General features: G+C 69.1%; 14 protein-coding genes and 1 pseudogene. 3 read left to right on the top strand and 12 right to left on the bottom strand.

All coding sequences use genetic code 11. The features are described 5' to 3' along the window. Positions 1–30: 30 nt before the first annotated feature. Together murJ and ACWCP8_RS11650 are read right to left on the bottom strand one after the other, a co-directional pair. Positions 31–1,710 (bottom strand): murein biosynthesis integral membrane protein MurJ, encoded by a 1,680-nt coding sequence (gene murJ, locus ACWCP8_RS11645; RefSeq protein WP_451115624.1) that lies wholly within the window; start codon positions 1,708–1,710, stop codon positions 31–33. Continuing rightward, complete coding sequence (locus ACWCP8_RS11650; protein WP_451115626.1) at positions 1,707–2,879, bottom strand: lipid II:glycine glycyltransferase FemX; 1,173 nt, start codon at positions 2,877–2,879, stop codon at positions 1,707–1,709. Before ACWCP8_RS11650 ends, murJ begins: the two co-directional genes overlap by 4 nt. A gap of 225 nt (positions 2,880–3,104) precedes the next feature. Here ACWCP8_RS11650 and ACWCP8_RS11655 point away from each other — a divergent pair, with 225 nt between their 5' ends. Further along, the gene (locus ACWCP8_RS11655) at positions 3,105–4,328 is read left to right on the top strand and encodes an Ig-like domain-containing protein (protein ID WP_451115628.1); all 1,224 of its coding nucleotides are present in this window, start codon (positions 3,105–3,107) and stop codon (positions 4,326–4,328) included. A 169-nt stretch (positions 4,329–4,497) separates the two neighbouring features. Continuing rightward, the gene (locus ACWCP8_RS11660; protein WP_451115630.1) at positions 4,498–6,093 is read left to right on the top strand and encodes a CocE/NonD family hydrolase; all 1,596 of its coding nucleotides are present in this window, start codon (positions 4,498–4,500) and stop codon (positions 6,091–6,093) included. A gap of 58 nt (positions 6,094–6,151) precedes the next feature. Here the strand turns inward: ACWCP8_RS11660 and ACWCP8_RS11665 are convergent, their stop codons facing one another. The 5 genes from ACWCP8_RS11665 to ACWCP8_RS11685 all read right to left on the bottom strand — a co-directional run bounded on the left by ACWCP8_RS11665 (position 6,152) and on the right by ACWCP8_RS11685 (position 9,911). Then, positions 6,152–7,021, bottom strand: coding sequence for an amino acid ABC transporter permease (locus tag ACWCP8_RS11665; RefSeq protein WP_355997358.1), 870 nt, complete (start codon positions 7,019–7,021; stop codon positions 6,152–6,154). Next, on the bottom strand, positions 7,018–7,662 hold the full coding sequence (locus ACWCP8_RS11670; RefSeq protein WP_267000303.1) for an amino acid ABC transporter permease: 645 nt from the start codon (positions 7,660–7,662) through the stop codon (positions 7,018–7,020). Before ACWCP8_RS11670 ends, ACWCP8_RS11665 begins: the two co-directional genes overlap by 4 nt. 16 nt (positions 7,663–7,678) lie before the next feature. Continuing rightward, on the bottom strand, positions 7,679–8,590 hold the full coding sequence (locus ACWCP8_RS11675) for a glutamate ABC transporter substrate-binding protein (protein ID WP_355997354.1): 912 nt from the start codon (positions 8,588–8,590) through the stop codon (positions 7,679–7,681). A gap of 14 nt (positions 8,591–8,604) precedes the next feature. Further along, complete coding sequence (locus tag ACWCP8_RS11680) at positions 8,605–9,348, bottom strand: amino acid ABC transporter ATP-binding protein (protein WP_352265086.1); 744 nt, start codon at positions 9,346–9,348, stop codon at positions 8,605–8,607. A 122-nt stretch (positions 9,349–9,470) separates the two neighbouring features. Beyond that, positions 9,471–9,911 carry a DUF6278 family protein gene (locus ACWCP8_RS11685; RefSeq protein WP_352265084.1) on the bottom strand — a complete coding sequence of 147 codons (441 nt, stop codon included), beginning with the start codon at positions 9,909–9,911 and terminating at the stop codon, positions 9,471–9,473. Positions 9,912–10,197: 286 nt separating this feature from the next. Between ACWCP8_RS11685 and ACWCP8_RS11690 the strand changes: the two genes are divergently transcribed. Continuing rightward, on the top strand, positions 10,198–10,470 hold the full coding sequence (locus ACWCP8_RS11690) for a mycoredoxin (RefSeq protein ID WP_030916780.1): 273 nt from the start codon (positions 10,198–10,200) through the stop codon (positions 10,468–10,470). A 33-nt stretch (positions 10,471–10,503) separates the two neighbouring features. On the opposite strand, the gene ACWCP8_RS11695 is transcribed toward ACWCP8_RS11690, so the two are convergent. From ACWCP8_RS11695 to ACWCP8_RS11715, 5 genes and pseudogenes are all read right to left on the bottom strand, one after another. Next, complete coding sequence (locus tag ACWCP8_RS11695; RefSeq protein ID WP_352265083.1) at positions 10,504–10,827, bottom strand: hypothetical protein; 324 nt, start codon at positions 10,825–10,827, stop codon at positions 10,504–10,506. A 74-nt stretch (positions 10,828–10,901) separates the two neighbouring features. Beyond that, positions 10,902–11,681, bottom strand: a complete 780-nt coding sequence (locus tag ACWCP8_RS11700; protein WP_352265081.1) for an exodeoxyribonuclease III — start codon at positions 11,679–11,681, stop codon at positions 10,902–10,904. A 48-nt stretch (positions 11,682–11,729) separates the two neighbouring features. Then, entirely contained in the window at positions 11,730–12,386 is a 657-nt protein-coding gene (locus ACWCP8_RS11705) for an MBL fold metallo-hydrolase (protein ID WP_326606442.1), read from the bottom strand. A 13-nt stretch (positions 12,387–12,399) separates the two neighbouring features. Beyond that, positions 12,400–13,677: a bifunctional 3-oxoadipate enol-lactonase/4-carboxymuconolactone decarboxylase PcaDC gene (gene pcaDC, locus ACWCP8_RS11710; RefSeq protein ID WP_451115635.1), complete on the bottom strand. Its 1,278-nt coding sequence runs from the start codon at positions 13,675–13,677 to the stop codon at positions 12,400–12,402. An 85-nt stretch (positions 13,678–13,762) separates the two neighbouring features. After that, positions 13,763–13,904 (bottom strand): annotated as a pseudogene (locus ACWCP8_RS11715) (Tn3 family transposase); the annotation flags it as partial. Between the last annotated feature and the right edge of the window lie 37 nt (positions 13,905–13,941).

The raw sequence follows: 13,941 nt of genomic DNA on the forward strand, positions 1-13,941 counted from the left end.
AGAGCGGCCACCGGACGACCCCGGCGCCCCCTACCGCCGCAACCGCCCCCGCCCCGCGGCCAGCACGGCACTGACCTCGGCGAGCCGCAGCGGCCGGGCCAGCGCCCCCACCACCCCCAGAAGCACCATCACCCCCGCTGCCGCTGCCACCACGTCTCCGGCCCCGTCGCATGCGCGAGCCGCCCCGTAACCGAGCGCCCCCGCGGGCACACACGCCACCACCAGCCGCACATGCGCCCACAGTCCGGGCGACCGCCACAACGCAGACCGCCGCTCGCCGGATCCGCCCGACACCCTGCGATGCAGCACATACGCGGTGACCGCGAACCCCGCGAACAGCGCCACCGAGTACGCCGCGGCCATCCCCGTCACCGCCCACCGCGCGGGCAGCAACAGATACGCGACCCCGGACAGCCCCGCGTTGAACGCCGCGATCACCAGGTTCAGAAGGAACGGCGTACGGGTGTCGCCCATCGCGTAGAAGCCCCGGGACAGCACGTACTGCCCGGAGAACGCAATCAGTCCCGGCGCGAAGGCCATCATCATCCCCGCCATCACCGTGATGTCGGCGGCGCCGGTACGTCCGTACCCGAACACGGTCCCCATCACCCACGGCGCGAGCGCGAACAGCGCACCCGCGGCGGGCACCACCACCGCGGCCGTCGTCCGCAGCGCGTACGACACATCGCGACGCACCCCGGCCAGATCGCCGTCGGCCGCCGCCCGGCTCATCCGCGGCATCAGCGCGGTGACGAGCGAGACGGTCACGATGCCCTGCGGCACCACCCACAGCTGGTAGGCGTAGCTGTACGCGGTGTAGCCCGCGCCGCCCGCCACGCCCTGGTCCGCGGCGTGCTGCCCGGTAAGGGTGGAGAGCCGGGTCACCACCCAGTAGGCAACCTGGTTCGTCAGTACCAGCATCACGAGCCAGCCGGCCGACCGCAGTGGCCGGGTGAGACCGCTCCCCCGCCAGTCGAACCGGGGCCGCCAGCGGAACTTCGCGGCCCGCAGCGCGGGCACCAGGGCCAGCGTCTGCACGGCGATCCCGGCCGTCGTCCCCCACCCCAGCAACTGGGCGTGCGCGGGGGTCAGCGTGCCGTCGGAGCCTGTCGCGACGCCCAGATACAGCCCGAACACCGCGATGATCACAAGGTTGTTGAGGACCGGGGTCCACATCATCGCGCCGAACCGGTTGCGGGCATTCAGTACTTGACCGAGGAGCGTGAACAGCCCGTAGAAGAGGATCTGCGGCAGGCAGTAGCGGGCCAGCGCGATCGTGAGCTCCGCCCGCTCACCCGAGTAGGGGGTGTAGACAGCGACGATGAGCGGGGCGCCGGCGACAGCGAGCCCGGTGAGGGCGACGAGGCCGACCGCACAGGCGGTGAGCAGCCGGTCGGTGTACGCGGCGCCTCCGTCGGCGTGTTCCTTGGCGGCCCGCACCAGTTCGGGGACGAACACCGCGTTGAGGGCGCCGCCGATGAGGAGCATGTAGAGGATGTTGGGGACGGTGTTGGCGACCGTGTACCCGTCGGCCTGGAGTCCGGTGCCGAGCGCGGCGACGACGACCGCCGAGCGTATGAACCCGGTGGCCCGCGAGACGACCGAGCCGGCTGCCATGACGACGCCGCTGCGCAGCACCGGCCTCGACCTGTCCGTCGCCTTCCGCTGCTCGTCCTCTGCGACCTCTCCGGCCGCCTCGGTGGCGGTCACCGGCGCGCCAAGTACGCCTGAAACGCGCGGTACAGCGTGTTGTTGGCGGCTCCGCCCACTGATGTCTCCCACTCTCCGAGGGTCTCGACGACCTGTCCGCCGGTACCGAGCTTCCAGCGCAGCAGTCCGAAGGAGCGGTCGTCGGGGTCGAGGGTGGAGGGTACCCCGCGCATGTCGTACTCCTCGGCGCCGAGAGCCAGAGCATCGAGCATCATCTGCCACTGGAGGGCGTTGCTGGGGCGGACCTCGCGGCGGTGGTCGGCGGACGCGCCCGTCTGGTACCAGACCCGCCGCCCGGCGCTGATCATGGTGTGTGCGGCAAGGATCTCGCCTTCGTGGACGGCGAGGCGGAGCTGCATCCGGCCGGGCTGTTCGGCGTTGAGCACGGCGTACTGCCGCTGGTAGTAGGCGAGGGAGCGGCCGAGGCGGAAGCCGTCCCGCTCCTCGGTGATCCGCAGCAGCCGGTGGAACTCGGGCAGTTCGGCCGCACCGCCGACAACGATCCGGACGCCGCACTTCTGGGCCTTGCGGACGTTGCGGCGCCACTCCTGGTTGAGCCCCGCCCACAGGTCGTCGGGGGTGCGTCCGGCGAGCGGCACCTGGAAGACGTAGCGCGGCTGGGCGTCGGCGTCGTTCCCGGCGTCGCCGTCCCCGCCGCACCGGTGCCAGCCGCGTGCCCGGAGCCGTTCGGCGACAACGGTGCCGAGCGGGTCCACCTCGGTCGCCAGGACGTCGCCGACCTTCCGGCGGGGCCCGGTGGCTGCCTTGAGCCGGGCGGTGTCCCAGCGGCGGTACGCCGGCGACGGGCCGATCCGTACGGCGAAGGCACCGGCCTTCCGTAGATGCGCCATCAATGGCAGCAGCCAGCGGTCGATTTCGGGATCGGCCCAGTCGGCCACCGGTCCTTCCGGCAGATAGGCGAAGTATTTCCGGGTGCCGGGGAATTGCCGGTAGAGCACGAGAGCGCTGCCGGCCAATTCACCGCTGTCGCCGTTCCATCCGACCATTTCCGACTTCCATTGATCCTTCACGCCGGCCCAGGACGGATACTGAAGAAAGCTCGCCCCGGCGCGCGCGGTCACACATGCCCGGTGCTCGGCAGCGGTGAGACTGCGTATCCGTAGCCCCTGTTCACCTCTGCGGTCACCGGTCGCGAGCAGCGCTGACATGTCCGTGGCCCTCCCCTGGTTCCGCCCGGCCGACGGCTCGGCGGGCTGCACAGGATGCTCACAGCGGCCTATGACGGGTCCGCGCGGCGAATGTGACCGGACGATGACCGTTGCGCTGCGTTCCTTGTCACACAAGGGAATCCATGGTTTTCCCGGTATTTGCGGAATCTATGGTCGAGTTCATGCCTCTCACCGATGAGAAGCACTGCCATGGAGGTTCTTCCGTTGATCTCTGCATGCCGGCGCATACGCCGCACCGCCTTGTTCGCCCGCCCGGCCCGGCTGACTCTGATCGCAGGCACGGCGGTGTTCGGCGCCGCCCTCACCGCCTGCTCGGGCGCCGCCGCATCGGACTCGGGTTCCGGGTCCGGTCATGATGCCGGGCCCGCCAGGACTCCGGACACCAGGATCACGGTGAACCTCCAGGGCACGAAGGCCGCCGCGGGCAAGCCGGTGACGGTGACGCTGGCCGACGGGAAGCTGAAGACGGTGAACGTGACCGCCGCCGAGGGTGACGCGCTCACCGGCCGGATATCCGGCGACGGCCGGACCTGGACGTCGGACCGGGTCGCCGCACCGGGTACCGAGTACAGCGTCGAGGCCACGGACACCGGGGGCGGCACCGACCGCGCGGGGTTCTCGACCGCCGCGGCCGACAAGGTCAACAAGCTGACGCTCGCCCCCGGCAAGAACACCACGGTCGGCATCGCCCAGCCGCTGTCGATCGTCTTCGACAACCCGGTGAAGGACAAGGCCGCGGTCGAGAGGGGGCTGAAGGTCACCACGTCGAACAACACCGAGGGGTCCTGGGGCTGGCTGCAGGACTACTCCGGCAAGGACAGGATCGACTGGCGGCCCAAGGAGTACTGGAAGTCCGGTACGCGCGTCACGCTCGACGCCGATCTGAACGGCATCGACTCGGGCCCGGCCGGCGGCTGGTTCGTGCGCGACTACGCGACGACGTTCACGATCGGCCGCAACCAGGTGGTCAAGGTCGACCTCGACCGGCACCGGCTGGCGTTGCACCGGGACGGAGAGGCGATCATGGACGTGCCCATGTCGGCGGGCACCCCGGGCGGGGACAAGGCGTCCTGGCGGGGCACGGCCGTACTGATGGCGAAGGAGGGCACGATCAACATGCGCTCCGAGACGGTCGGCCTGGGCGACGCGTACGACAAGATGGTCGACTCGTCGATGCGGCTGACCTGGTCGGGGATGTACGCCCATGCCGCGCCGTGGAACGCCGCGTACTTCGGGGTCGCCAACCACAGTTCCGGCTGTGTGGGGATGAGCGACGCGAACGCCGCGGAGCTGTACCAAAAGGCGCAGGTCGGCGACCCGTTCGAGATCACCGGCGCGGACGCCAAGGGCACGGTCGCAGAGGGCAACGGCTACGGGGCGTGGAATGTGTCCTGGTCCGACTGGCAGGCGAAGAGCGCCCTCAACTGATCCGCGAGTCCGCGACACCTCTGACGCCTCCGACGCCCTGACCTCGCGTCACCGCTGACACCACGTCCAACAATTGTTACGCTCACGAAACTTACCGGGGAGTTACCAACGGTAAATGGCCAGGGTTACCGTCGGGTCACTTTGCACTGACACGCGTGAGGAGTGACCCGTGGGACGTCCGTATCCGGCTCTGCGCACCACCGCATCCATCGGAACCGCCGCCGTCCTGATCGCCGGAGCCGCCCTCGGCGCGGCTCCGGCGGCCGTCGCCCAGCCCCTCGCCGCACCCGCGGCGGCGTCGGCCCCGAGCCTGAAGTTCTACGACATCCCCGGCTCCGGCGGGATCAGGCTCAAGGGCAATGTCTTCACACCCGCCGGTGCGGAGCCGGGCGACAGGCACCCGCTGATCGTGCTGCCCTCCAGCTGGGCGACGCCGCAGATCGAGTATCTCGCGCAGGCACAGCAACTGGCCGACTCCGGCTATGTGGTGGTCAGTTACACCTCACGCGGCTTCTGGCTCTCCGGCGGGAGGATCGAGGTCGCCGGGCCGCCGGACATCGCGGATGTCTCCGCCGTCATCGACTGGGCCCTCGCCCACACCCCCGCCGACCCGCAGCGCATCGGCATGGGCGGTGTGTCGTACGGAGCGGGCATCAGCCTGCTCGCGGCCGGCCACGACAAGCGGATCAAGGCCGTGGTCGCGCTGAGCGGTTGGGCCGACCTCATCGACTCCATCTACAGCGGCCGCACCCAGCACCTCCAGGCCGCCGCACTGCTCGGTGGGGCCGGCCTGCTCACCGGCCGCCCGAGCGACGAACTGAACACGACGCTCGCCGACTTCCTCGGGTCCAACCTGGCCAAGGAGGCGGACATGATCGCCTGGGGGAAGAAGCGCTCCCCCGCCACGTATCTGGACGAGATCAACGCCAACGGCGCCGCGGTCATGATGGGCAACGCGTGGGGCGACACCATCTTCCCACCCAACCAGTACGCCTCGTTCTACGAGAAGCTCAGCGGCCCCAAGCGCCTGGAGTTCCGTCCCGGCGACCACGCCACCGCCGAAGCCACCGGTCTGCTCGGCCTGCCCAACGACACCTGGACCGACGCCCACCGCTGGTTCGACCGCTACCTCAAGGGCGTGCGCAACGGCATCGACCAGGAACAGCCGGTCCAGCTCAAGTCCCGTACGGACAGCGGCTACGAGGGCTACCCGGACTGGAGGTCGGTCGGCGCTGACCGGAAGCGGATCGCGCTGAGCGGTACGAAGAAGATCTACGCGAACGTCGACTCGGGCGCCGACGGCGGCATCGTGATGCTGTCGAACGCCCTCGACCAGTTCGTGAAGCTGCCTCCGGTCGCCTCGATCCCCCTGCTGCCGCGCACCTTCGCAGGCGTCTGGCAGTCCGAACGGTACGGCTCCGCACAGCGCATCCGCGGCACGGCGAAGCTCCACACCACGGTCACCAGCAACAAGGAGAGCGGCACCCTCGTCGCCTATCTCTACGACGAGGGGCCGCTCGGCCTCGGCAAGCTGGTCAGTAACGCCCCCTATACCTTCCACGGACAGACGCCGGGGCGGCCGTTCGGCGTGGACCTGGAGCTGTTCTCCACGGCCTACGACATTCCGGCCGGTCACCGACTTGCCCTGGTCGTCGACACAGTCGACCCGCTCTATATCGAGCACAACCCGGCCGGATCACAGCTGACCTTCTCCTCGCCGGACACGGACCCCTCGTACCTGTCCGTTCCGTTGCGCCAGAAGTGATCACCGGCTGCTGCCGGGCGGGCACCGCTCCTCCAGACCGCTGTACGGCCGGTCTGGGCTACTGCACTCCCGGCAGCAGCGTCTCTGGTTCGGCCGGTGCGACTTCCACGGCCTTCGTCTTCGGGTTGCGCCGCTCCCGCTTGGCCACCCAGGTGGCGAACCAGGAGAGCAGCATGCACATCCCGATGTAGATCGGCGAGATCACCATCACCACGGGGATGAAGGGAAGATCGTAGTCGAGGTTGGACGCGATGAGTTTGCCGGCGTGGAGGAATTCCTCGTACGTGATCAAGTACCCGAGCGAGGTGTCCTTCAACGCCACCACCAGCTGGCTGATGATGGCGGGCAGCATGGCGCGCACCGCCTGCGGGGCCAGCACGAAGCTCATGACCTGCGTCTTGCGCATGCCGAGGGCGTACGCGGCCTCGCGCTGGCCGCGATCCACCGAGTTGATGCCGGTACGGAACACCTCGGCGAGCACCGAGCCGTTGTAGAGGGTCAGTCCGGCGACCAGCGCGGGCAACGGCTGCACCTTCAGCGCCACGAAGATGAAGAAGATCATTACCAGCACGGGCATGGCCCGGAAGAACTCGACGACGAGCGTGGCGAGCCAGCGCACCGCCCGGTGTTCGGAGAGCCGCCCGACGGCCAGGACCGCCCCGAGTGCCAGCGAGAGCACCGCGGCGTACGCGAACGCCTTCAGCGTGTTGCCGAGTCCGCGCAGCAGCAGTTCCTGGATGCCCTTGTACTCGAAGGGTGACCACTTGGCGCTGGTGAACTGCTCGGTGGCGAAGAGCAGATAGATGATCCAGCCGACCAGGGCGAGGATCAGGACCGTGGAGACGATCCCGTACACCCTGTGCCGTTTGCGGGTGACCGGGCCCGGGATGTCGTACAGCGCGGTGGCTTCGGGGGCGTGGGTGGTCATCGGGCGACTCCCCAGCGCTTCTCCATCACATTGAAGAGCGCACTGATGGACAGGGTGATGATCAGGTAGCCGACGGCGATCCAGACGAAGGTCCAAATGATGTTGTAGCCCAGCTCGTTGAGCGTCTTGTAGGTGCCGAGCAGCTCGGTGACGCTGAACGCCCCGGCGATCGCCGAGTTCTTGGCAAGGGCGATGAGCGTCGAGCCGACCGGCGGGATCACCGAGCGGAACGCCTGTGGCAGCACCACGGAGCCCAGCGTCTGTCCGAAGGTCATACCGAGGCTGCGGGCGGCCTCACCCTGGCCTTGCGGCACGGTGTTGATGCCGGAGCGCAGCGCCTCGCAGATGAACGCGGAGGTGTAGCAGCCGAGCGCGAGGACCGCGAAGACCTTGAACGGCAGGACCAGGCCGAAGCGCGGCAGGCCGAGGAGGACGGCGAAGAAGAGCAGGGTCAGCGGGGTGTTGCGCAGCACCATCACCCAGACGGTGCCGAACACCCGGAGCGAGCCGACGGGCGCCACCCGGAACGAGGCCATCACGAAGCCGAGCACCAGCGCCAGGATCGAGGCGAAGACGGTGAGTTCGAGGGTGCCGAGGAACCCTTCGGCGTAGGTCGAGAAGTTCTCTGTCAGTACGTCCATGGTGTGGCCCGTCCCCTCAGGTCGCCGGGTAGCGGTCGATGGGCGGCGGAGTCGGTGTGGGCACTCCGGACAGGCCGAGGGTGGCCTCGAACGCCTTCTTCCAGTTGCCGTTCTTCTCGTTGGCCTCAAGAGCGTCGTTGAGTGCGAACCGCAGCGCGTTGTCGCTGCGCGGTACCCCGATCCCGTACGGCTCCTCGGAGAACGGCTTGCCGACCACCTTCAACTCCTTGGGCGCCTTGGCGGCGAAGCCCAGCAGGATGGCGTCGTCGGTGGTGACGGCGTCGACCTGGTAGGTCAGCAGGTTGTCGACACAGATCGAGTACGTGTCGTAGGCGACCAGGATCGCCTTCGGGTAGTCGGCCGCGATCCGCTGGTACGGGGTCGAGCCGGCCGCCGAGCAGACCGTCCTGCCGGCCAGGTCCTGCGGGCCGTTGATGTCGTGCTCGTCCGTGCGGACGAGGAGCGACTGCCCGGCCATGAAGTACGGTCCGGCGAAGCCGACGAGCTTCTTGCGCATCTCGTTGATGGTGTAGGTGCCGACGTAGTAGTCGATCTGGCCGTTCTGCAGCGCGGTCTCGCGGTTGGCGGAGGCGATCGTCTTGAAGCGGATCGTCTTCGGGTCGAAGCCGAGCGAGGCGGCCATCATCCTGGCGATCTCGATGTCGAAGCCGGAGTAGAGGCCGGTGGCCGGGTCCTTCTCGCCCAGGTACGGCTGGTCCTCCTTGGCCCCGACCCGGAGGTAGCCGCGCTTCTTCGCCTTCGTCCAGGTTTTCGACTCGGGCAGCCGGAAGCCGGTGTCGACCTTGTACACGGGCAGCTGCGCCGGCTTCGGCCCCTTCACCGGAGGGCTGCCTTCCTTGCCGCAGCCGACTGCAACGACGGCCAGCAGGATCCCCGCACAGGCGGCCAGCACTTTTCTCGTACGCAACTGGGGGCCTCCCGTCAGTGCTTGAGGATCTTGGACAGGAAGTCCTTGGCGCGGTCGCTCTCCGGGGCGGTGAAGAACGCCTCCGGGGTGCGGTCCTCGACGATGCGACCGTCCGCCATGAAGACCACGCGATTGGCAGCGGACCTGGCGAACCCCATCTCGTGCGTGACGACGACCATGGTCATGCCATCCCTGGCGAGCTGTTGCATGACCTCAAGCACCTCATTGATCATCTCCGGGTCGAGCGCCGAGGTCGGTTCGTCGAAGAGGAGGGCCTTGGGGTCCATGGCCAGGGCGCGGGCGATGGCCACCCGCTGCTGCTGGCCTCCGGAGAGCTGGGCGGGGTACTTGTCGGCCTGCGAGGCGAGCCCGACCCGCTCCAGGAGCTCCCGGGACCGCGCGTCGCATTCGTCCTTCTTGCGTTTGCGGACCTTGAGCTGGGCGAGCGAGACGTTGGCCAGCACGGTCTTGTGCGCGAACAGATTGAACGACTGGAACACCATGCCGACTTCGGCGCGCAGTTGCGCGAGTCCCTTCCCCTCCTCCGGGAGGGGTCTGCCGTCGATCGCGATATGACCCGACTCGATCGTCTCAAGCCTGTTGATGGTTCGGCAGAGCGTTGATTTGCCGGAGCCTGAGGGGCCGATGACCACCACCACCTCCCCGCGGCCGACGGTGAGATTGATGTCCTGCAGTACGTGCAATGCTCCGTAGTGCTTATTGACGTCCCGCAGCTCGATCAACGGATCGACGGCCATACGCTGCCCTACCCACTTATCGCTGTGTCGAGTTCAGCGCAAACTATCCATCCCGATAAGGGACTTCGCACCCGACACGCATAAATAGTGCATAAGGCGTTTTATTTGGTTTTGGTGGTGGACTATCCTTCGGCTGACTCTGCGTACACCTGTGAGAGCTCGGGGCTGCCGGTCATCGCCCAGTCGAGCCCCGCCTCGACGACATCGATCTCCCGCCCGGAGGTGAGCCGCACCACGGGCTGACCGCTCGGCCAGATGTGCCAGGCCGCGCCCGGGACGTTGCGCACGAGGACGGTGCCGAGATACAGCCCGGCGTCGTTGCCCAGCCAGGGCAGCTCCTCGGGGTCGTCGCGCCAGCGCGGCGGCAGCTGGTCGAGCGCCGTCAACGAGGCCGGTGTGTCGTCGAGTTCCAGTCCGCGCTGCCCCACTCGGACACGCAGCAGCTCACACTCGGCGAGCAGCTCGGCGACGCCCTCCGGGTCGACCTCGACGGCGGCCGCGAGGCCCGCCCCGCGCCTACCGTCGTGACGCTTACGCCAGTTGTCCAAGAAAGGGATGTTCATATCACTCAGGGTCGCATCCCGGCCGGGATACGCACCACAGGGCGCGCGGCCTGTCGTTCGAGGACTGAACCCGGTGCACGCACCCGGCCGCGCGCCGCCGCACGCGCCGTCCGCACGCCCCGCCCGGCGCTGAACGGGCGGGGCGCGGTCCGAGTCTTCGCAAGCAGCCAGCAAGCGGGACAATGACAGGAACCACCGTATCGGCGGCCACTGACAGCACCGCCCGCCCGGGCTCCGGCCGGGCCGGTTAGGATCCACCCCACGCCTACGCGAACGGGGGACCCGCATGGCCGAGGACCACGACGGCATGGTCGTCTACTGGCGGCCCGGCTGCCCGTACTGCATGAAGCTGCGTCTGCGGCTGCGGTTCAGCCGCCTCACCTACACCGAGGTGAACATCTGGCGGGACCCCGAGGCGGCGGCGTTCGTCCGCTCGGTCGCCGACGGGAACGAGACCGTGCCGACGGTGTCCGTGGCCGGCCACTCGATGGTCAACCCGTCCAAGCGGCAGGTGCTGGCCGCGGTCCGGACCCACGCGCCGCACCTCGAGGCGTCGTAGGTCCTCTCGTTCGGATCATGCCGGGTGGCTCGGTCAGGGGCTGGGCGAGGGCGGGTCGCTGACCGTCACCTTCATACCGCCCAGCTCGTCCTCCAGGTCCTTGGCGGCCTCTTTCGTCGCGTCGCCGATATGGGCGTTGAACATGTCCTCGACGAAGCCGGCCAGGACCTTGTTGTCGATGCCCTTGCACTCCGGCGGGACGGTGCCGTCGGCGGTGTTCTCCACGAACCGCTTCTCCATGACGGCCCTGCAGGCCTTCGGATCGGCCTTGGCGGGCTCGTCGCCGCAGCCGGTGAGGACGAGGAGCAGGGCGGCGGCACCGGTGGCGGCTGCGGCGGTGCGGGTACGGCTGTGCATGGTCCCCCCAGGACTTTGCATGATCAGGGCGTCATTCTGCGCCAGGATCAGGCCGTTCGTCACCGGCCGACGGGTCACAGCTCCAGGTCGACGACCACCGGCGCGTGGTCGGACGCGCCCTTGCCCTTGCGCTCCTCGCGGTCCACGTAGCTGTCCTTGACCGCCACCGTGAACGGGCCGTTGCCGTAGACCAGGTCGATCCGCATGCCCTTGTTCTTCGGGAAGCGCAGCTCGCGGTAGTCCCAGAAGGTGTACGCGCGGTCGTACTTGAGCGGGCGCGGCATGACGTCCGACAGGCCCTCCTGGCGCAGTGCGGCGAGGGCGGCGCGCTCGGCGGGGGTGACATGGGTGGCGCCCTCGAACAGGGCCGGGTCCCAGACGTCCTCGTCGGTCGGGGCCACGTTGAAATCGCCCAGCACCGCGAACGGCTGCGAGCCCGCGGCGTCCGCGGCCACCGCCTTCTCCAGGGCCTCGAACCAGCGCAGCTTGTACGCGTAGTGCGGGTGCTCGATCTCGCGCCCGTTCGGCACGTACACCGACCAGAGGCGGACCGGGCCACAGGTCGCGGAGATCGCCCGGGGCTCCTGCACTCCGTCGTAGTCGGGCCCGTCGGGCAGCCCCATCACGACGTCGGACAGGCCGGCCCGGGAGACCAGCGCCACCCCGTTCCACCGGCCCGTGGCGTTGACCGCGGACTCGTAGCCGAGCTCGCGCAGCTCGTCCGCCGGGAACTGCTCGGCCGTGCACTTGGTCTCCTGGATGCACAGCACGTCCGTGCCGGTGCTCTCCAGCCAGGCCAGCAGCCGCGGGAGGCGGGCGGTGATCGAATTGACGTTCCACGTGGCGATGCGCATGTACGTAAACCTAGCGGCTCCCACTGACAGTCGCCGGACCGGCGCCGGTCACAGGCCGGTCGAGTCCCCGGGGGTCAGCCGGCCGTGGTCGGCGCCGCCGAGGCTGCCGATCTGCCGGTCGTAGATCGGGCGGGCGAGATCCGTGAGCAGCGCGTCGTGGATGTCGATCGCCCGGCGCGGTTTGACCTCGCGCACGTAGTCGATGACCTCGGAGATCTTGTTCCAGGGGGCCATCACCGGGAGCATCAGCGTGTCGACGGGGTGGTCGGGGACGGTGAGCGCGTCCCCCGGGTGGAAGAGCGAACCGTCCACCAGGAAGCCGATGTTGGTGATCCGCGGGATGTCGGGGTGGATCACCGCGTGCAGTTCACCGTGCACCTGTACGTCGAATCCTGCGGCGGTGAACGTGTCGCCGTGACCGACGGTGTGCACCCGGCCGGGGAAGGCCGCGGAGAGCTGTTCCGCGACGCTGCGCAGGGTCCAGATCTCTGCGGCCGGGTTGGCCTCCAGGCCGGCCCGCAGCCGGCCCTCGTCGAAGTGGTCGGCGTGCTCGTGGGTCACGAGCATCGCGTCGGCGCCGAGTGCCGCGTCCTGCTCCGAGAAGCCGCCCGGGTCGATGACGAGCGTCCGCCCGTCCTTCTCCAGCCGGATGCAGGAGTGCGTCTTCTTGGTCAGGGTCAGGTGCACAGGGTTCGCAGCGTTCATGGTGCTCATCCTGCTACGGCCGGGGCGTGGTTTCTTCCTGAATCACCGACTGGGCGATGGTGAAGGCGGCGCCCGCAGCCGGTATGCCGCAGTACACGGCGGTCTGCAGCAATACTTCCTTGATCTCGGCGGGGGTCAGCCCGTTGCGCAGGGCGGCCCTGATATGCGAGGCGAGGCCCTCCAGATGGCCGGAGGTGACCAGTGCGGTGAGCGTGACGCAGCTGCGGGTACGGCGGTCCAGGCCCTCCCGGGTCCAGGTCTCGCCCCAGGCGTAGCGCGTGACGAGCTCCTGGAACTCGCCGGTGAAGTCGTCGGACGCGGCCAGGACCCGGTCGACGTGGGCATCGCCGAGCACTTCGCGGCGGACCTTCATCCCCGGGTCGTACGGGTCCGGGCGGCCAGAGGTCACGGTGTCGGGCGCGGCCGCGGCGGGGGCGATCTCCGCGACGGGCAGCACGCGAGCGGAGAGTGCAGGGCCGGTGCCCGGGACGGGGATGGCGGCGAGGGTGTCCTGCCAGCTCGTCAAGAAGTGGGTGACGAGCAGGTCGGTGACGGCGGCGGGCTGCTCGACCGGGGCGAGGTGCGAGGCCCCGGGGACGAGGGCGAGTCGGGCGTCGGGGATGCCCGCGACCAGGGTCCGGGCCTCGGCGGGCCCGGTGACCTGGTCCTCGGCGCCGACCAGTACGAGGGTCGGGACGCCGATGCGGCTGAGTTCGGTACGGATATCGAAGGCGGCGAGCGCTTCGCAGGCGGCGATGTAACAACCGGGGTCGGTGGTGCGGACCATCTGGACGGCCCACTCGACGATGGCGGCCTGGGCGGCGGCGAAGCCGGGGGTGAACCAGCGCTCCGGCGCGCTGCGGGCGATCGGCTCCAGGCCGTTGGTGCGGACGACCACCCCGCGCTGCCGGAACTCGTCGGCGCTGCCGAATCGGGGCGAGGCGGCGACCAGGGCCAGCGAGGCGACCCGGTGCGGATGGCGCAGCGCGAGGTCGGCGCCGATCGCGCCGCCGATGGAGCAGCCCGCGTACCCGAAGCGCTGGACACCGAGACCATCGAGGGTGGCCAGCAGCCGGTCGGAGAGCTCACCGACGGCGGTGACCGGGTGGGCTAGGGCACCGCCGTGGCCCGGCAGGTCGAAGCGGAAGATCCGCCAGTGCTGGGAGAGCTCCGGTATCTGCCGGTCCCACATGTGCCATGTGGTACCGAGTGAGGGACCGATCACCAGGATCGGTGCGTCTTCTGGCCCGTCAAAGCGGTATTGCAGGGTGTTCGATGGTGTCTTGCTCACCCGTCAGACCCTCTCATGCCTCACGAGATCTCACATTGCCGGGGCGAACCCAGCGGCTCTCGTCCCTCTCGGCACGACAGGTGTGGAGGACGGTGTTCGCGCTGTTCCAGTTCTCCACCACCTGGAGCCCGCCGTGGATCTCCCGCCGCAGATCGGGGCCGGTCAGATAGTCGCAGGAAGATCGTGCGCACGGCCCGGCCGAGTTCTTCGTGGGCCTGGTAGGTGGGAACAGCAGGTGGCCGGCCGGGCGGGCCGCCCGTTGCG

The sequence above is a fragment of the Streptomyces sp. NPDC002206 genome, from assembly GCF_053593595.1.